The organism is Oceanobacillus sp. M65 (assembly GCF_052246275.1).
Classification (GTDB): Bacteria; Bacillota; Bacilli; order Bacillales; family Amphibacillaceae; genus Oceanobacillus_B; species Oceanobacillus_B jordanicus.
In genome coordinates this window covers 417,359-434,879 of record NZ_JBQQCJ010000002.1, presented here as the reverse complement: position 1 = coordinate 434,879, position 17,521 = coordinate 417,359, and the positions used below count along the sequence as shown (strand labels likewise).

19 protein-coding genes are annotated in these 17,521 nt (G+C 37.9%); 1 reads left to right on the top strand and 18 read right to left on the bottom strand.

The genetic code is table 11. The annotated features are described in order from the left end of the window. Positions 1-79 precede the first annotated feature (79 nt). The 4 genes from ACTWPF_RS09795 to ACTWPF_RS09780 are packed head-to-tail and all read right to left on the bottom strand — an operon-like array spanning position 80 to position 3,569. Complete coding sequence (locus tag ACTWPF_RS09795; RefSeq protein WP_443149074.1) at positions 80-394, bottom strand: hypothetical protein; 315 nt, start codon at positions 392-394, stop codon at positions 80-82. After that, on the bottom strand, positions 384-971 hold the full coding sequence (locus ACTWPF_RS09790) for a lysostaphin resistance A-like protein (protein ID WP_443149073.1): 588 nt from the start codon (positions 969-971) through the stop codon (positions 384-386). The genes ACTWPF_RS09795 and ACTWPF_RS09790 overlap by 11 nt, the downstream gene beginning before the upstream one ends. Next, positions 968-2,503 (bottom strand): RecQ family ATP-dependent DNA helicase, encoded by a 1,536-nt coding sequence (locus ACTWPF_RS09785; RefSeq protein ID WP_443149072.1) that lies wholly within the window; start codon positions 2,501-2,503, stop codon positions 968-970. The genes ACTWPF_RS09790 and ACTWPF_RS09785 overlap by 4 nt, the downstream gene beginning before the upstream one ends. Beyond that, positions 2,490-3,569: a helix-turn-helix domain-containing protein gene (locus ACTWPF_RS09780; RefSeq protein ID WP_159033250.1), complete on the bottom strand. Its 1,080-nt coding sequence runs from the start codon at positions 3,567-3,569 to the stop codon at positions 2,490-2,492. The genes ACTWPF_RS09785 and ACTWPF_RS09780 overlap by 14 nt, the downstream gene beginning before the upstream one ends. Before the next feature lie 156 nt (positions 3,570-3,725). Between ACTWPF_RS09780 and ACTWPF_RS09775 the strand changes: the two genes are divergently transcribed. Continuing rightward, positions 3,726-3,980 (top strand): ferredoxin, encoded by a 255-nt coding sequence (locus ACTWPF_RS09775; RefSeq protein WP_106896838.1) that lies wholly within the window; start codon positions 3,726-3,728, stop codon positions 3,978-3,980. 136 nt (positions 3,981-4,116) lie between these two features. On the opposite strand, the gene ACTWPF_RS09770 is transcribed toward ACTWPF_RS09775, so the two are convergent. From ACTWPF_RS09770 to ACTWPF_RS09705, 14 genes are all read right to left on the bottom strand, one after another. Then, positions 4,117-5,268, bottom strand: a complete 1,152-nt coding sequence (locus tag ACTWPF_RS09770) for a hypothetical protein (RefSeq protein ID WP_238018965.1) — start codon at positions 5,266-5,268, stop codon at positions 4,117-4,119. Beyond that, positions 5,258-5,800: an RNA polymerase sigma factor SigX gene (locus ACTWPF_RS09765; protein ID WP_106896840.1), complete on the bottom strand. Its 543-nt coding sequence runs from the start codon at positions 5,798-5,800 to the stop codon at positions 5,258-5,260. Before ACTWPF_RS09765 ends, ACTWPF_RS09770 begins: the two co-directional genes overlap by 11 nt. Positions 5,801-6,004: 204 nt before the next feature. After that, positions 6,005-6,505: an ECF transporter S component gene (locus ACTWPF_RS09760; protein ID WP_238018962.1), complete on the bottom strand. Its 501-nt coding sequence runs from the start codon at positions 6,503-6,505 to the stop codon at positions 6,005-6,007. A 5-nt stretch (positions 6,506-6,510) separates the two neighbouring features. Continuing rightward, positions 6,511-6,945 (bottom strand): DUF4430 domain-containing protein, encoded by a 435-nt coding sequence (locus tag ACTWPF_RS09755; protein ID WP_106896842.1) that lies wholly within the window; start codon positions 6,943-6,945, stop codon positions 6,511-6,513. A 37-nt stretch (positions 6,946-6,982) separates the two neighbouring features. After that, complete coding sequence (locus ACTWPF_RS09750) at positions 6,983-8,749, bottom strand: ATP-binding protein (RefSeq protein ID WP_443149071.1); 1,767 nt, start codon at positions 8,747-8,749, stop codon at positions 6,983-6,985. Continuing rightward, the gene (locus tag ACTWPF_RS09745) at positions 8,749-9,462 is read right to left on the bottom strand and encodes a response regulator transcription factor (RefSeq protein ID WP_106896844.1); all 714 of its coding nucleotides are present in this window, start codon (positions 9,460-9,462) and stop codon (positions 8,749-8,751) included. The genes ACTWPF_RS09750 and ACTWPF_RS09745 overlap by 1 nt, the downstream gene beginning before the upstream one ends. A 141-nt stretch (positions 9,463-9,603) precedes the next feature. After that, positions 9,604-10,797: a c-type cytochrome biogenesis protein CcsB gene (ccsB, locus tag ACTWPF_RS09740; protein ID WP_106896845.1), complete on the bottom strand. Its 1,194-nt coding sequence runs from the start codon at positions 10,795-10,797 to the stop codon at positions 9,604-9,606. Positions 10,798-10,818: 21 nt separating this feature from the next. Further along, complete coding sequence (resB, locus tag ACTWPF_RS09735) at positions 10,819-12,462, bottom strand: cytochrome c biogenesis protein ResB (protein WP_443149070.1); 1,644 nt, start codon at positions 12,460-12,462, stop codon at positions 10,819-10,821. A 28-nt stretch (positions 12,463-12,490) separates the two neighbouring features. After that, positions 12,491-13,069, bottom strand: a complete 579-nt coding sequence (resA, locus tag ACTWPF_RS09730) for a thiol-disulfide oxidoreductase ResA (protein ID WP_238018954.1) — start codon at positions 13,067-13,069, stop codon at positions 12,491-12,493. 63 nt (positions 13,070-13,132) lie between these two features. After that, a complete protein-coding gene (locus ACTWPF_RS09725) occupies positions 13,133-13,867 on the bottom strand; it encodes a pseudouridine synthase (RefSeq protein WP_106896848.1) in 735 nt (244 codons plus the stop codon). 341 nt (positions 13,868-14,208) lie between these two features. Then, positions 14,209-14,739, bottom strand: a complete 531-nt coding sequence (locus ACTWPF_RS09720; RefSeq protein WP_106896849.1) for a spore maturation protein — start codon at positions 14,737-14,739, stop codon at positions 14,209-14,211. Further along, complete coding sequence (locus tag ACTWPF_RS09715; RefSeq protein ID WP_106896850.1) at positions 14,740-15,327, bottom strand: nucleoside recognition domain-containing protein; 588 nt, start codon at positions 15,325-15,327, stop codon at positions 14,740-14,742. A gap of 1 nt (position 15,328) precedes the next feature. Continuing rightward, positions 15,329-16,429: a D-alanyl-D-alanine carboxypeptidase family protein gene (locus ACTWPF_RS09710; RefSeq protein WP_238018952.1), complete on the bottom strand. Its 1,101-nt coding sequence runs from the start codon at positions 16,427-16,429 to the stop codon at positions 15,329-15,331. 141 nt (positions 16,430-16,570) lie between these two features. Next, on the bottom strand, positions 16,571-17,443 hold the full coding sequence (locus tag ACTWPF_RS09705; protein WP_443149069.1) for a superoxide dismutase: 873 nt from the start codon (positions 17,441-17,443) through the stop codon (positions 16,571-16,573). Positions 17,444-17,521: the final 78 nt, after the last annotated feature.

Genomic DNA, 17,521 nt, shown 5'->3' with positions numbered 1-17,521 from the left:
GCTCTAAAAAATTTGTACCATTATTTTGCCTTGGTTTGTTTACCTATAGAACTTGCAAATTTAACGTCTTGTCCTATTATTAGCTTGTGAAAAATAACATTATTTCATCCTGCCATATAAAATACACTCCTGCCAGGATACAAAATAAAAAGATAACAACAATTGTTAGCCTGAATAAAGACATACTCATTTTCAATTTAGGGCGCTTTGCGTTCTGATCATGTACTTCTTTTCTGGGAGGTAAGTTAAGTAAGTCCATCTCATCACCTTTGGGATGACTTTCTGTTTCTTCTCTTTCATTTGGTGCCATTGGTTCAACAGAATTCTCTAGTTCCACAAAGATCCTTCGAAGCTCGTCAGCCTGATCTTCTGTTTCTTTTGTATTATGCTTCACCGATTATTCCTCCCTTATAATAGCGAATGGTTACCCCTAATAAAAAGTCAACAATAAAATGCGCCGTAATAGTTACAAACAAATTCCCGGTTTGTTCAAATAAATAACCAATATAAAAACTAATCATTAGAACAGAAGCCAGGAGAACAGGCTTTTTTAAATAACGTATATGGACAATTGCAAAGAAAACACTTGCAAAAACATACCCAAATGAGGTCTGAATGACGCCTCTAAATAACATTTCTTCAGTCCATGCAACAAGCAAGGAAAGAAAAAAAATAGATGAGACTGGCTGCCCCGTAAATAGTTTTTCATTAACCCCACCGTCATCGAAGGTAGATTTCGGTAAGAAGCGCATCAAAATAACATCAATTAAGACAATTATAATACCAGGCAATAGTCCAAAATTAAAAATCTCTTTTGGGTTCCAGTTAAAGTATTGGAACCAATCCTCTATTGAATCAAATAATAACAAACTAAAAATAATACTAGCAGCAAGGAGAAGACCTTGTGATAATATAACTTGCTTTCTTAGTTCTCGATCAGTCATTCCTAATATATTTTCTCTTTGACTCATTGCACATCCACCAAAAGGAGTTTTTTAAGTTTTTCCTCCCAAGAGTATGCCTTCTCTCGTTGGTGTGTTAGCTGTTCAGGTTGCCAATCTTTCCAAGAAAAACCACAATTACTGCAACACTGATCAACTGGTTCCGTATACGACGGCTGGAAATCTTGATAAAGCTTTTTCCGGAGACAACCCGTATGATAAATCCACTTAATGACGGACTGTAGTTGCTTGTCCTTCTTAATTAATCGCTCCTCACACCTATTGCTAATAGCAAGAAAAGCTTCTTTCCATAATTGTTGGTCATACTTTATAACGTTGGTTTCTTTAAGGATATCATGTTTTTCAAATTGGTACTGTAAAAAACGCCACTTCGATTCAGAAACTTGAAACACCGCTAAATTCTCTTGATCTGTAGTGGGAAGCGTCTGACCTTGATCATACATCGCTTTTAATTGGCGAAACACGGTAGTTATTTCATTTTTGGTTGGCAGTTCACCTTTTATTATATTCTTTGGTAAAAAAATATCGCCTTCGGAAAATAATAATAGTCCTACACTCGATTTATTATCACGTCCTGCTCTGCCAACCTCCTGAATATAGGCTTCCAGCTGTGGCGTTAAATGGTAATGTATGACCAACCGAACGTCTTTTTTATTTATCCCCATTCCAAAGGCGCTCGTGCAACAAATGACATCTAACTGACCGTTCATAAATTGTTGTTGGATTATAATTCGGTCTTGTGACTCCATTCCACCATGATAAAATGCAACGCGACGTTCTGTTTTTAAGCTAAGTAGGGCAGATATGTTTTCTGCCTCTAACCGGCTGGAAAAGTAAATAATAGTCGGAACATAATAAGCTTTTAACAACGAAACAATTTTCTCCTGTTTTTCCTTTTCACCATATAAGTGTTCAACATTAAACGTAATATTCGGTTTGTCAATTGGATAGATATGTTTTATCATATTCGGTTTATTCAGATATGATAAAATATCCTGCTGGACATTTGTCGTGGCAGTAGCACTTAATGCAAGTACAGTTGGGTTGTCCAAGAATGTAATGATTTTTTTTAGTTTCAAATAGTCCGGTCTAAATTCATGCCCCCATTGCGAGATACAATGGGCTTCGTCGACAACGAAAAGATCTACTCCTACCAGCTTTAATTTTCGCTGAACATCTGGTCGCTGAAGCAATTCTGGAGATATATATATTAATTTATACCGATGTAATTTATTCCATATTTCCCTTCGTTCCTTCGTGTCCATGAAACTATTGATGGCAACAACACCTTTTATATTTATCGCCTTTAATTGTTTTACTTGATCCATCATAAGGGAAATTAACGGTGAGACAACTATTGTTACACCTTTCAAAAGCATTGCCGGCAATTGATAACAGATAGACTTACCAGATCCGGTTGGAAGTACTCCTAATACATCGTTTCCTGACATGGCATCCTCAATAATTTCCCGTTGACCTGGACGAAAAGCTTGATAGCCAAAATACGTATCAAGCTCCTTTTCTAAGTTAATTGTAGACATTAATATCACCCGTTTGCTCTACATAATCGATTCCTGCCATAAATAGCCGTATTTGAAAATATGTAGTATCTAATTCTGTTAGTCCTTTAATTTCCTTTAATTTATTGGAAGATGCTTTTTCAATCGCTGCTAAAATGTCCTTCTGAATATCGGAAGGAACATAACGCTCAATAGGAAAGTCCATTTGATAAAGCGCAATCTCCACAAGGTGATCCTGAATTGTATTAATACGCAAATTGCGTACCAATGCAATATTTTCAATGGAGTAGTCTTTCTCAAGTAACTGGTATGTCTTATAAGCAGATTCTGTCATAAGACGTTTATTGTTTCCTTCTTCTATCACCTGATAAAGCAACGGGAAAGATGCTTTATTTTCTAAGATTTGGTGTACCATTTTATGAGAAATACCAGTTAGGAGTATCTGTACATCTTCTATAGTCATATCATAATTTTTAGCTAATTGCTCCCAGCTCATGCCATAGTACTGGTGTCCACTTAACCTGTCAACAAAAATGCTGGCTTCCTTTCCTTTAATACTCTGGAGTAATGGTAAAAGTTCGCTATGTAAGTCGTTCAGGTAAATGGAAATTCGTTCTTTATTTAACCTATACTGTTCCTTCACCCAGTTTTCAACCAAGGGATTGTCAAGTACCGGGATAAAAGAGAAATGATTCATCCCTACATTAGAAAACGTTTGGACAAGCAGGATTAATCGTTCAAGAAATAACACTGCACTGCTTTTGAACTTTAAGCCGTTAAAATAATGTAGTGGTAGTTGCTCTTTAATTTCTTGTAGCCATGCCTCCCCTTGGTTGGTTAATTCAAGCGTAAGTGAAGTATGATCCCGTATTATAAACCCTTCCTCATGTAATTCTTTAAGTATTCGATCGTAAACAGTTCGTTCTAATTTTCTGTGGACACCGTAATATTTTGTTAGCTGATACAGATGAATATCTTGTACTGTTTGCACAGACTTTTTTCCTGTAAGGATGTGGAAGGTTGCTGATTCTGTTCTTTCCACAGATAACGTTTTACAGCATAATAGCACGATTCCTTTAAGCAGCATCATTTCTCCTCCTCTCTTCTACCTGTATAGAATATATAATTCTATTATAAAGAATGGTAACATGAAAAGAAAGATAAGCTGTTGTTATTGAAATTAGAAGGAATCCGTTTATAATGGATTAATGATTGAGTATAAGAGCAATTTGGGGGTGGAGTAGTGCCAAAGTATACCATTGTGGATATTGAAACGTGTATTGCTTGTGGTGCGTGCGGTGCGGCTGCACCAGAAATATATGATTACGATGACGAAGGAATTGCATATGTAAGACTGGACGATAACAAGGGAATGATCGAGGTAAATTCTGAATTAGAAGAAGACATGCTTGATGCATTTGAAGGTTGTCCAACGGATTCAGTAAAAGTATCTTCACAGCCTTTCAACGGCGACCCCTTAAAATATGAAGAGGATTAAACTTTCTTACACCAAAATAATCTTATTTCCATATCAGAAGAGGTTATCATAATGTTAGCTCATACCCACCATACCATTTTTTGAGCCGAGCGAATAGTTAATATCAGATTCGCTCGGCTCATATTTTCCTGGAACATTAATGAAGCATAATCGGGTTCACAGCATCGGGAACTCGCAGTGGTTCTGATACATCATAATAACCTACTCTGTCACCTGAGATATTATTTATCTTAACAAAATTATATCCAAAGCTCTTTGCAGTCATTAAGATTGCCTCTACCATGATGGTACCAGTACGACTATCCTCTATGGTGACCTCGTTATCTAAGGATATATCGAGCTGCTCACCTTGTGTGACGACTGAGAATTCCATTTCGCCTGGAACAGTCGGAAAAACATTATAGTCTTCCTCCCCAATTTGCATCTCTGCAAGTGCTTCCTCTATTGTTGTATATTCATCGAGCGGTACCTCGACAAGCAAATTATTTTGTTCGTCGCTATATAGTTTATAGGCAGTTTTTGTTTTATTTAAAGCCAATTCATGTATGGTACCAAATTGACCGAAGTCTATCCCCTCATTATTATTAAAAACGGCTTTTTCAATACCGTATGGCGAGAACATAGAACGTAACTGGTCTTCGAACATATTGGGAACAGTAGAACCTTCACTAATACTAAAGTCTTTTGGGAGCTCTAAAATCACTTTTTTATTTCCCTCATCTAATTTAAACGATATCCCTTTGAATAAATAATTTGACCTTAGCGGAACATGTTCCTGTATATAGGTCTCTAGCTGGTTATAATACATTTCTTTTGATTTGTCATTTGGAGCAATAAAAGAAACTGGGATGACAAACTGCAATTGGGGGTCACTTGTTGCACCATGGATGACTATAGATTGCTCGTTTGTCTGTTGCACAAACATTCCCATCTGATTAGAAGGTTCCAAATTTCCATTAGACTGGGCGCCATTTTCTTGGTCTGCGCTTTTCTCTATTAACGTTTCTTCTTCTGTAACCATCGCATCCTGTTGCGTACTGTTCTCTTTTAGAACATCGGTATTCGAATAGTAAAGGAAAGAAATAAAAACTAAAACGGTTGTCGCAAGCAGGGTACTGGCGAGAGGTATCCATCTCTTTCTATGCTTATATTGTTTTGTAGGTTCATCCTGCTTCATTTGCGCAAAGATCTGTTGTCTAATAGTTTCTTTATCACGTCTATCTGTAAATGTTGGAAATTGGGAAAGCTGTTCTGTAATTTCGTCATACTTCTGCTGGTTAGAATCCATTAGATCCCCCTCCTTTCTCCTGCTCTTCGATGATGTGCTTTTTCAATAACTTAAGCCCTCTGTGTTGAGTTGTTTTCACCTTGCTAACAGTGAAATTTAAAATAGCTGCAGTCTCCTGGATAGAAAATGACTGGATATATCTAAGGATGAGAACACTTTTTTGATCAACTGTGCAAGAATCAAGGTATGTATATAAATTTTTAATTTCTTCACTTTTAATTGCCATTTCTTCAGGGAGTGGACGCTCATCCTTTATAATATGGCTTTTCTCACCCCAATCAAAATACTCAGCAATTCGATCTCGGGTACGTTTCTTCCTACGAAAATGATCGAGACTTACATGTCTTGCAATGGAAAAAAGCCATGTCTTAATACTGCTATCTCCCCTAAACCGTTCAGAAGATTTAAGTACCTTCAAGTAGACCTCCTGCACTAAGTCTTCTGTTATCTGCTTATCTTTTACCATATAAAATATAAATTGATACAAATCTTGATGGTATTGATCATAGATTTCATCAAAAACGACCTTCATGCAAGATCCCCCGTTCTAATAGATAGTCGTTTGTCTCTTTAAAAAGTTACAGTCTAGGTACACTATATGTCAGTATGCTGGATTTTAGCAAGTCCATCTGGAATTTGAATTAATTGGGGTAGCTTAAAACATAAAAAAATGATCCGCTTTAATAGGGACCATTTTCGATAGTAGATTAAAATTCAATTAATAAAGTTTACCATTTTAAGTGATAAGTTTATTTTTGTATTGTTTAAATAGGTAGTAAAAGATTGGGTAAAACAACATGATAAACAAAGCATTTCCGATAGCATGCTGTGTGTCAAAAGGTAATCCTGCCATGTAATATGGCCAAAAATGTCCACTAATTTGATAATTAGTCAATGAAATAATGAACCCATATAGAAATCCACAGAATGCAGCGTAAATGGCGATAATGAAAAGTGGTGCTTTTCTTAGTTGCTTTCTAAAAAGCCCGCTAACGAGGCCGATGAGTCCCCAAGATAACAACTGCCAAATGGCCCAGATCCCCATCCCAAGAAGCATGTTAGAAAGAAAGGTCACCAACATTGTTAGGATCAGCGCAGAAGCTGGTCCGAGCATTATGCCACATATAATGATAAGTGCAGTAACAGGTTGAACATTAGGCAGGAATGCGAATACATACCTGCCTAATACTGCCAAAGAAGCTAGCAACGCCAATAAAGTAAGCTTATAACTGTTCACTTACTTTATTTCCATTTTTGAAAATCAAAAACGACTTCATCACCAGCTTGTAATTCATACTCGGCTGCACCTACATTAGGAGATTCACCATTTACGGTATAGATCCAGGCTCTTTCTTCATCATCGTCTGAAGAAACGCGTTCAATTGACGTTATAAATTTGCCAGTATCATCCGTTTCTACATAGAAATTCTCCTCCAGTACATCTAAAAGAAGATCCCCTTCTTCCACTGGTATTTCCTTTTCATGGATATATTCCTCACCCTGATCTTTCGTTAATGTAATTCTTACCGTGTCTTCGTTTTGTTCAGAGGACTGATTGCTCTCTGCTTGGTCAGAGTTTGACTCTGGTGCGGTCTCTTGATTAGTTCCTGAACTACAACCTGTAAGCAGTACAAAGAAAAGTAAGAAAGCTCCTGTTTTCCATAGTATTTTATGCATCTTATCTCCTCCACTTCTTATCTGATATCTATTTAGATTAGCTGCTCCGTTTATGTGGCAATCGGATGGTAAATGAAGTTCCTTCGTTTATCTTGCTTTTAACTGTAATAATCCCATGGTGAGAATCAATGATATTTTTCGCTATAGCAAGCCCTAAACCAGTACCTTTCTTCTTGTCATTACGAGCTCTGGATTTATCTGCTTTATAAAACCTTTCAAAGATAAATGGTAGATCATCTTCGGGAATACCACTTCCACTATCTTTAATCTCGATAGAAAGCTCACTATTATCATTACTGGCATATACGGTAACATGTCCCTCTTCACAGGTATGCCTAATTGCATTATCTATCAGATTGATCAATACTTGTTCCATTCGATCAGGATCAAAGCGTGCGGTTTGCTTTACTATGTTGTGTTTTAATTCAATACGTATTTTCCCTTCCGTTGCCAATCCACTAAACTTCTTCACTATCCGTTTAAGGTATGGCTCTACCTCAATCTCTTCCACTTGAAGCTGCTGGTGTCCTGCTTCCATCCTTGCAAGGTCAAGCAATTCGTTTACCAGCCTCCCCATTCGTAATGATTCCTCATGAATAATTTGGCCAAGCTCATTTTTTTGTTCCTTCGTTTCAGCTATATCATCGACAATTGCTTCACTATAACCTTGGAGCATCGATATTGGGGTTCTTAATTCATGCGATACATTTGCAATAAAATCTTTACGCAGTTTATCCAGTCGCCTCTCTTCAGTCATATCCCGAATTACCGCGACAGCACCTCTAACAAATGTTTGATCATATAAAGGCGTCATTAACATTACCCAGTTCCGTCCCTGAAGACTAATTTCATGAAGGACCTCTGTTTCTCCTTCAATAACTTGCAACAAAATTTGGTTTAGCTCATCCGGTAGCTTTCGATCTTCACTACTAACTGCGCGGTTATTCTCGTAATACAAGCTTTCAATAAATCTTTCGGCTGGTCTATTGGTTACGATCATATCTCCATTTCGATTTAAAGTGATGACACCATCTGCCATCGAGCTTACAATACTTGAGAGCTGTTCTTTCTCTTGTCTTAATGCATTAATATGGAATTTCAATTGTCTTCCCATACGGTTAAAGGCCAACGCGAGCTCCCCTATTTCATCATGGGTTAGAATAGGAACTTTCGTGTCAAACTCCCCTCTTGTCAAATCAAAAGCAGCCTCTCGCATTTTAATGAGCGGTGAAGTAATTCTTGTAGAGAGGAAGAAAGCAAAAATAACAGTCAGGATAATCGCAATTCCTGCTGCAAGAAAGATAATCTTCGTCGTTTCTGCTTTCGTTTGATCAATAACGTCAAGTGACTGGTATACAAAGATAGCACCTTGGTTATCTGGAGTGGGGATACCAACAATCATTGCTTCTGTATTACCATCAGGCAACAGCATTTGCTTGCGAATTTCATTATTATTATCAAGTTCCTCTAATAACTTCTCTTTTTGCAGCCATGTTTCCTCAAGTCTTGATAAATTATCATCTCCACCTTCGGATACCCATACATCACTATCTTCGTATAAAATGGCTACACGACTAGCGGGGTCTTTAACCCTTTCCGTCGTTTCCGCAATCAAGTCTCTACTCTCATGCTGTTCAAGTAGTACCGAAACCTTTGTAGCTGTTTGTAACATGTCACTTTCTGCAGATTCAATGTGAAAGTTTTCAAAAAACTGCAACAGCAAGATTGTTAAAATAAATAGAACAAAGGAAACAAGTAATAGTATAGTTATCGCAAGTTTACCAACGACACTTTTCCAAAACATTAGCTTTCTTCTACCTCGAACTTATAGCCTACTCCCCATACTGTTACGATCATTTTAGCTGCGTCAGAGGAAACCGTATTGAGTTTTTCCCTTAACCGCTTAACATGTGTATCAACAGTCCGTAGATCACCGAAAAATTCATATTGCCATACTTCCTTTAAAAGTTGCTCTCTATTAAACACTTTGTCCGGTGATTTCGCTAGGAAGCATAATAACTCATACTCTTTCGGTGTCAAATTGACTTCCTGTCCCTCAGCCATGACACGGTGTGCATCATCATCAATTTCTAGATGTGGGAATACCAATACATTTTTTGCAGCTCCGTTTCCTTGATTAACAGATGAAGGTGATACTCTGCGTAGTAATGCCTTTACTCTGAGCACTACTTCTCTTGGGCTGAATGGCTTGACGATATAGTCGTCGGCACCAATTTCAAAGCCTTGGACTCGATTCGCTTCTTCCCCTTTAGCGGTAAGCATAATGACCGGGGTGGATTTTTCTTTTCTTAATTCCTGACATACTTCTATTCCATCCATTTCTGGCATCATAATGTCGAGCAAAATGACATCATATTCATTGGAAAGAGATAATTCAAGTGCGTCTTTACCATTGTCAGCTTCTTCTACTTCATACTCTTCACGTTCCAAATACATCCTGATTAATCTGCGAATACGTTCTTCATCATCTACTATTAATACCTTTCCAAGTGGCATTTGGTCAGTCCCCCTATCAAATTATTAACTTTAAGTATAAACATAGTTTGCACGTATCTCATATAGGCTGTAAACATATATGTTAACAGTAAAACAAGGTATTCCACGATGAATACCTTGTTAAGTTGTGAATCAGTACTGTTAAGCATAAGAATGCAGGCCTGCTAGTACAAGGTTCACCACAATTAAGTTGAACATAATAATTGCAAAACCTACTGCGGCAAGCCACGCTGATTTCTCACCATGCCAACCTCTAGAGAGGCGGAGATGAAGAAATGCTGCGTAAAAGAACCAGGTAATTAGCGCCCATACTTCTTTAGGGTCCCAACCCCAAAATCTTCCCCAGGCTTCTTCCGCCCAAATAGAAGCAAAGATCAAGCCTCCGAGTGTGAAGACAGGAAAGCCGATTGCAACAGCACGATATGCAACTTCATCCAAGAGATCAAGCTTTGCATTCTTTAATAATGGCTGTATTGCTGCACCAAGTCTCTTACGGAGAACGAGCCTTAGTAATAGATAAACAATAGAGCCAGTTAGAATAGACCAAATTAAAGTATTCAATTTTCTACCTGCATCTGCTCCATGCATCCAGGCTGGTGTATCAAATAGTGGTTCCATTACATCATTGGTCAAAAGTGTGCCATCTGTCGGCCCTGCGATAGCAGGTAGATGATATTCCGTTGTTACGGTGTTGCCACCAGTAGCAGGATAATCAAACTGCGCACTATAATTCATAAAGTTGAATACTACCGTGATGATAATAAACCCAACGAACAATATAAGAGAATACAATACAACTTCTAGCCAAGTTGTTTGCTTGCTTTTAGCGGTCTGGTCAATCTTTTTAATTAGATAAATTAACCCTGCAACAAAGCTGATTGTCAAAATACCTTGTCCAAGAGAGACAGTAGTCACATGGATGTATAGCCAATGACTTTGTAATGAAGGTATTAATGGCGATACTTCTGTAGGGAACATGCTCGCATATGCAATAATAATTAAAGCCACAGGCAATGCGAAAAGCCCTAGTACCGAGATCTTGTATATAAAGTAAATGACAATGAACGCGAATACGATCGTCATTCCGAAAAATGTCATAAACTCAAATAAATTACTTACTGGTGCATGTCCACTAACAATCCATCTGGTGATAAAATAACCTATTTGTGCTATCAAGCCAATGATAGTTAACGTGATCCCAATGCCTCCAGCTTTCCCTTTTTTGCTTTTTCCTCGTTTATCTCGGATTGTTGCGGAGAAAAAGATTGTTGCGATCAAATATAGAATAAAAGCAGAGTAAAGTAGTGCACTACTCCACTGTATTAAATCACTCATGACAAACCTCCTGTTCAACTATTAGTCATTTATTTCCTGCTGATCTGCTACATTTTTAATGGTTGTCCCTGAAATTACTTTTTCAATATCCTTCTTAACCCCATACCAATTCTTATTCGTATGCGCGGCTAATAATAATCCGCTATCTTTCGGGTTTACCCAAATTCTTCTATGCTGCCAGTACATTCCCTGGATAACACCGATCATAAAGATTGCAGCGCCCAATCCGAAAAATGGTAGAGAGTAATCTTTTCGAACAGTTAACCCACTTGCATCACGCATCTCAAAATCTGTAATTCCAACATTATATTGGTTTTCACCAGATGCATCAATATTCTTTCCAATGCCTAGAAAGCTAATCTCAGGTGTATCACTGTCAGGCGGGTATACAAACATAACAAACGCCGGATTTCTCGGATAATTTGTCTCGGAAGCAGGTGTCCCATCATCCTGTAAATAATAATCCGGATAATAATTTCGCAATTCAACTCTAAAACCATTTTCTAATTGGTAGTCTGATTCCGGATCAGTCAGGTTTATTGTGAACGTATCGAGGGCCTCTTCCTCTGGGTCGTCGTTTTTATGAATTTTAAACGACATTTTTTCAAATTCGTTAGCTTGGTATCCAGATTGGTAAACAGAATAGCCATCAAATTTCACAGGATGATTCATTCGTATCGAACCTTCTGCGATTTGATTCAACTCTGCTTCAGCTCCTGGCAACGGATTGTCTTCAGCCTTATAAATCGTGACGTCTGTTTGGTAATTACTAGGTACATCTGCTCCTTCTAACGAGATGGCATCACGAAAACGTTCATCATTTTCGTCATATGTTTCCAAGATAAAGTCCTGATTCTCAATGTAGTATTCTCCATCGGTTCCCGGGATGACTAATTGTTCACCTTCTCTTACCCATACATACTCATTCGTATAGAAAAAAGGTGTTGACCGTAGGATAGCAGCAATTAATATGATGATTAATCCGATATGGTTAACATATGGGCCCCATCTTGAAAAGCGGCCTTTCTCTGCAAGTATATACCCATCTTCGTCCCTTACTTTATAACGCTGTTTTTTTAAATTCTCTTTTAACGTTTTCAAATCCTCGCTCGACACATTGTCCGATTTACTGAACAAACGTTGTCGACTCAAAAAGGACTCATGTCGTTTTGCCTTTTGATGTCTAAGCGCTTTGAATAAAGGAACAAACCTGTCAAGACTCGCAATGACAAGTGAGACACCTATTAGCCCGATAAGGATCATATACCACCAAGAGCTGTATAAGTGGTGAAAGCCCAATTGGTAATATATAAGGCCTAAAATTCCATATCTGTCTTCATAGAAAAACTCCGGAGCTCTATTCGGCGCGTCTGCTGGTATGTATATTTCTTGCGGGAATATTGAGCCAATGGCCGAAGAGACCAAAGCTATAAAAATAAGCCATACGCCTACTTTCACGGAAGAAAAAAAGCTCCAAATTTTATCCACTATAGATTTATTATAGGTTTGTGATCGTCTAGCTGTCCCGTCATAACGCATATTAAGTAGATTTTTTTCATCATTTCCTTCAATATGCTGGTTCCCCTCAATAGGCTTCCCGCATGCTTCACACAGGATCGTGCCTTCCGGGTTTATATGCCCGCAGTCACACTTCATTTTTTTCATAAAAATCCCTCACAATTTGTAATCATTATCACGATGCGTTTGGTTGTATATCCTGTAAATGTTTTTCTAAGGATTCCAGTGATAATGCTCCTTCCACAATGTGTTCTATTGTGCCGTCTGGGTTTATAAAGAAAGTACTTGGTATAGGACCAATCTTATAAAGGTCTTTCACTTCGCCTTTAGCATCGTATGGAATAGGAAATGTCAAATTGTAATCATCAATAAACCTATTTACAACTAGCTCGGTTGCGTCCAAGCTAACGGCGATGATCTCGACTCCTTTTTCTTTGTATTCAGGATAGAGTTGCTCCATATATGGCATTTCCTTCTTACATGGTTTACACCAAGTTCCCCAGAAATTCAACATAACGCCCTTGCCTTTGTAGTCGCTAAGTCTAAAAGTTTCCAAATCATTATTATGGCTAATTTGATTAAGCATGAAATCTGGTGCTTGATCTCCCACATTATAAATTGTATTATCTTTTTGCAAATTAGAAACTAATGCGAAGGTAAGCGCAATAACCAGAATGGCAAGGATGCTAATTCTGAAAATAAAGCGGTTTCTCTTTTTGTTCTTTTTCGTTTTCTTTGCTTGGTCCCGACTCAAACAGATCACTCCTCCAAGTAATTATTATACCATTAGACCTGGAAGCTAATTTTGACTATTATCTTACAATTTTAACGCCAAATTCCGCATCTGTTTAACTTCTTTTGGCGTCAATGCGCGATATTTCCCTGGCTGTAGCCCATCAAGATTTAAAAGGCCATATGATTCCCGTTTTAGCTTCTCAACAGGGTAGCCTAAGCTCTCCATCATTCTTCTTACATGGCGGTTCTTTCCTTCGCGTAGAGTTAATTCAAGCAGCATAGAGTCCTTTTTCTTATCCACGGAAAGAACATTATACTGAACTGCTTTTAATAGGTCATTATCGGATTTTACTCCTTTTTTTAGCTGGCCTAATTCTATCTTAGTTGGAATGCCTTTGAGCTTGGCAACATAAACTTTATCGACCTCATATTTTGGATGCATTAGAAGGTTAGCAAATTCGCCATCATTTGTTAAAAGCAAGACGCCGGAAGAATCGTAGTCCAGTCTACCAACAGGGTAGACACGTTCAGGGATGCCTATAAGTAGATCTGTTACAACTTTTCTATCTTTATCGTCTTTAACACTGGAGATAACGCCCCGTGGCTTATAGAGTAAGTAGTAAACCAACTCTTCCTTCACCAATGGAACCCCATCCACTTCAATGCTATCACTCGGTGTTACCTTTGTACCAAGTTCCGTTACAACCCGGCCATTCACCTTTACTTTTCCTTCCGTTATAAATCCTTCTGCTTTTCTTCTTGAGGTAAGACCACTTTGGGCAATAACCTTTTGAAGACGTTCATTCATGTTTGACATTTATATCACCATTTCCTTTTGTATCGAACCATTTAACATGGCGTGAGACTTACGCTAACTTACTTGTCCAGAACTTTTTTGACTATTGCCAGGTTTCTATAGATGTGAGTTAAAACGTTCCCAAGCAATTGTACCATATATTATAAACTAAAAATAATTCTTAAACACATAAAGAGAATAACATTTATAGTACAATACTCGGATTCCAAAGTAGGTAAGTAAAAAACCGAATGACCATCGACCTTTAAAATTACTAGTCGAATTCACTCGGCTTTATTACGCTATGCAATTTTCTAAAGTAAAAAATGAAAGAACGCTTATATGAAACATGCTACATGTCTTTAACCAAATACGAACCTTACCACGATGATAGAGGCAACTATCCCAATAACATCTGCCAACAGGCCAACCTTTAAGGCATAACGCATTTTCCGTATTCCGACTGCACCAAAATAGACAGTTAATATATAGAGTGTTGTATCTGTGCTCCCCTGCATGGTTGAAGCAAGTCTACCAATGAAAGAGTCGGGTCCGTGTGTCTGAATTAACTCCGTAGTCATGCCTAACGCTGCTGTTCCGGAAATTGGCCTAACAAGAGCCAGTGGTATAATATCGGGCGGGATACCTATTAGGCTTAAAAGGGGAGCTATAAGCCCAATAAAGGCTTCCATGGCCCCTGATGCTCGGAGAATAGAAATTGAGACAATCATTCCAACTAAAAAAGGAAGTAAAGAAAAGGCCATCTTAACACCCTCTTTCCCTCCCTCTACAAACGTTTCATATGCAGGCACTTTTTTCCACGACGCTACTAGTAGTACAATTAAAATAAAGGACGGAATGAGCCAAACGCTGACAGAGGTTACAATTCCCATTTATTTTCCCCTCCGATTACTTCTATAAAAATAAAATCTATCAATTAAAATCGCACTTGTAGTCGAGATAATGGTAGCTATTATAGTAGTACCAACTATTTCGGTCGGTGATACAGAGTTATATTGCATGCGAATTGCTATTACCGTAGTAGGAATAATCGTAAGGCTGGAGGTGTTTAAGGCTAAAAAAGTAATCATAGAACGAGATGCTGTATCCGTACCACTTAGTTGCTTCATTTGTTCCATCGCCTTTATTCCCATTGGGGTAGCTGCATTACCTAACCCAAACAGATTAGCTGTTAAATTGGATAGGATATATCCCATTGCTGGGTGATCCTTTGGTATTTCAGGAAAGAGCCTACTCACCAACGGGCGAAACCCTTTGGCAAGAATCCGTAAAATCCCTGCTTCTTCTGCAACTCGCATGATTCCCAACCAAAACACTAGCACACTAATAAGACCAATTGATAGGGTTACTGCTTCACCAGAGCTTTTAAAAATAGCTTCATTTACTTTATCCATTGTCCCCGCAAGCATGGCATAAACAATCCCGATAATAGCCATACCTGCCCATATTAGGTTAACCATATTATGGCCATCCCACAATGTCTTGAAAAATATCTAGGGTACTGGTGAAAAAATTGTCTCTTTGTTTTCCTTCGTCTTCTTTATAAATAAATACTTCGCCAATTTGATCTTCATTAAAATAGTAGACCTTCTTGCCGATAATATTATCCTCTGACTTTGTTTCGTCTTTTAGAATGTAATTTTGCTGCGTAATGAGCGATCGTTCTGATTTTGCTAAAGGAAAATGTATTTCTGATGCGATATGACCAACAATAGGCTCCTCAAAATCAGGCAATGTATAGGCAGCTTTTCCTTTATCATCAATCGTCTCAAGGGAATAATTTTCAAACCCCCATTCAAACATTCCTATATGATCTTGCCAATCATTAGGGGCATTTAATGTTACGGCAATCAGCTTCATCCCATCCTTTTCAGCAGAACTTACTAGTGTTCTTCCTGTCTTTTTTGTATAGCCAGTTTTTCCGCCAATACAGTATTCATATAATTGGGTTAGGAGTTTATTCTTGTTTTGCCAGCTGTACGTCCTACTCTTGGAAAGGTATGATGTTGCTCCTGTAATCTCTTGAAACTTCTCATTATCCATTGCATATTGCATAAGAATTGCCATATCATAAGCTGTGGAATAGTGGGTATCCGAATCAAGACCATGCGGGTTATCAAAGTGTGTGTTCGTCATCCCAAGCCATTTTGCCTTCTCGTTCATAAGATGAACAAATCCCTCTTCACTTCCACCAATATGTTCTCCTATCACAACAGCGGCATCATTGCCTGAACGTAACATCAAACCATAAACCAGGTCTTCTACAAGCATTTTTTCACCTTGCTCTAGGTATATAGATGATCCTTCTGTATGTATTGCCTTTCTGCTTGTCTTTGCCATTTCTCCCATTTTCCCAGACTCTATCGCTACGATCGCCGTCATGATTTTCGTAATACTAGCGATAGATTGTTTTTCATGCGCTTTCTTTTCAAATAAAACCCTACCAGTAGACTGTTCGATTAAGATGGCATTATTTGCTGAAACTCCTGGTGCTGCTTGTCCAGCAATTGGGTATAAAAAAACAATTATAAAAAAGATAAGAAGTATAGATATAAATCTCATAGCAGGCTTCCTCCCACAGATTAGGTGTCTGTATAGTCTATGCATGTCTACATCAGTTATGACATGTAAGTATTCAACAAAAACCAACTATAAGAGGATCCTGCTTATAAAATAACAGAATTAATCTATACAACTTAAAGATTAATAAAGTGCCCACTTTAGCTTTTTGGCTTTAGCAAATCTCTCATTCACATTTTGCCAGTTAACAACATTCCACCAATTTTCAATATAAGTTTCTTTATCCGTTTTATATTGCAAATAATAGGCATGCTCCCACATATCTAGAACAAGTAATGGAATAATATCTGCTATTTGAAACAGTTGATGTTTTTCAAAGGATTGTACACCAAGCCTTCCATTTCTCGGATTCCAATACAGAACAGCCCACCCATCACCTTCAACAGAGGAAGCTGTATTACTAAAAAGACTTTTGAATTTATTCCATGTACCAAAATCTTTTTCAATTTGTTTTAATAGTTCTCCAGAAGGTTTCTTATCTGAATTAGGAGTCATATTAAACCAAAAAATAGTGTGGAGATTATGGCCAGAACCATGAAAGGCTTGTTCTCTTAGCCAGTGCTTTACGAGTTTCTTATCAGGCTGTTTTACATAAAGTTCGTTTTCTGCTTTATTAAGCCCATCCACATATGCTTGATGGTGCACATCATGATGCAATCGCATAATTGCTTCACTTATATAAGGCTCCAGTGCATTATAATTATAGGGAAGCTGGGGAAGCTTGTGTTTTCCATACCCGATCTGTTCGGTATTATTATTATTGTTATGTTTCATTGACAGAACGATCCGTTGGGCCTCCCCTTGCAAAACGTTAATAATCTCATCATCAGGAGCAAGCTCACGACTTGTATTGACCTTAACATCTTCTATCCATGATTTTAACTGTGTTTTTAAGCTACTCTTTTCTTCAGCGCTGATCTCTAGACTATCGATTTTCCGTTGCACTTCTTCTCCCCACACCAGTAATTCTTGTAAGTAATTTTGAATTGTACTCATACCATCACCTCGCTGTAGCTTATGCCCAGTTCTTAATATTGGTGAAACAAATTAACTAGTATGGAATTTGTTAAAATT

Coding starts and splice junctions, on each gene's coding strand:
- ACTWPF_RS09790 (WP_443149073.1), bottom strand. CDS start 971: ATGAGTCAAAGAGAAAATATATTAGGAATGACTGATCGAGAACTAAGA.
- ACTWPF_RS09785 (WP_443149072.1), bottom strand. CDS start 2,503: ATGTCTACAATTAACTTAGAAAAGGAGCTTGATACGTATTTTGGCTAT.
- ACTWPF_RS09780 (WP_159033250.1), bottom strand. CDS start 3,569: ATGCTGCTTAAAGGAATCGTGCTATTATGCTGTAAAACGTTATCTGTG.
- ACTWPF_RS09770 (WP_238018965.1), bottom strand. CDS start 5,268: ATGGATTCTAACCAGCAGAAGTATGACGAAATTACAGAACAGCTTTCC.
- ACTWPF_RS09765 (WP_106896840.1), bottom strand. CDS start 5,800: ATGAAGGTCGTTTTTGATGAAATCTATGATCAATACCATCAAGATTTG.
- ACTWPF_RS09755 (WP_106896842.1), bottom strand. CDS start 6,945: ATGCATAAAATACTATGGAAAACAGGAGCTTTCTTACTTTTCTTTGTA.
- ACTWPF_RS09750 (WP_443149071.1), bottom strand. CDS start 8,749: ATGTTTTGGAAAAGTGTCGTTGGTAAACTTGCGATAACTATACTATTA.
- ACTWPF_RS09745 (WP_106896844.1), bottom strand. CDS start 9,462: ATGCCACTTGGAAAGGTATTAATAGTAGATGATGAAGAACGTATTCGC.
- ccsB (WP_106896845.1), bottom strand. CDS start 10,797: ATGAGTGATTTAATACAGTGGAGTAGTGCACTACTTTACTCTGCTTTT.
- resB (WP_443149070.1), bottom strand. CDS start 12,462: ATGAAAAAAATGAAGTGTGACTGCGGGCATATAAACCCGGAAGGCACG.
- ACTWPF_RS09725 (WP_106896848.1), bottom strand. CDS start 13,867: ATGTCAAACATGAATGAACGTCTTCAAAAGGTTATTGCCCAAAGTGGT.
- ACTWPF_RS09720 (WP_106896849.1), bottom strand. CDS start 14,739: ATGGGAATTGTAACCTCTGTCAGCGTTTGGCTCATTCCGTCCTTTATT.
- ACTWPF_RS09715 (WP_106896850.1), bottom strand. CDS start 15,327: ATGGTTAACCTAATATGGGCAGGTATGGCTATTATCGGGATTGTTTAT.
- ACTWPF_RS09710 (WP_238018952.1), bottom strand. CDS start 16,429: ATGAGATTTATATCTATACTTCTTATCTTTTTTATAATTGTTTTTTTA.
- ACTWPF_RS09705 (WP_443149069.1), bottom strand. CDS start 17,443: ATGAGTACAATTCAAAATTACTTACAAGAATTACTGGTGTGGGGAGAA.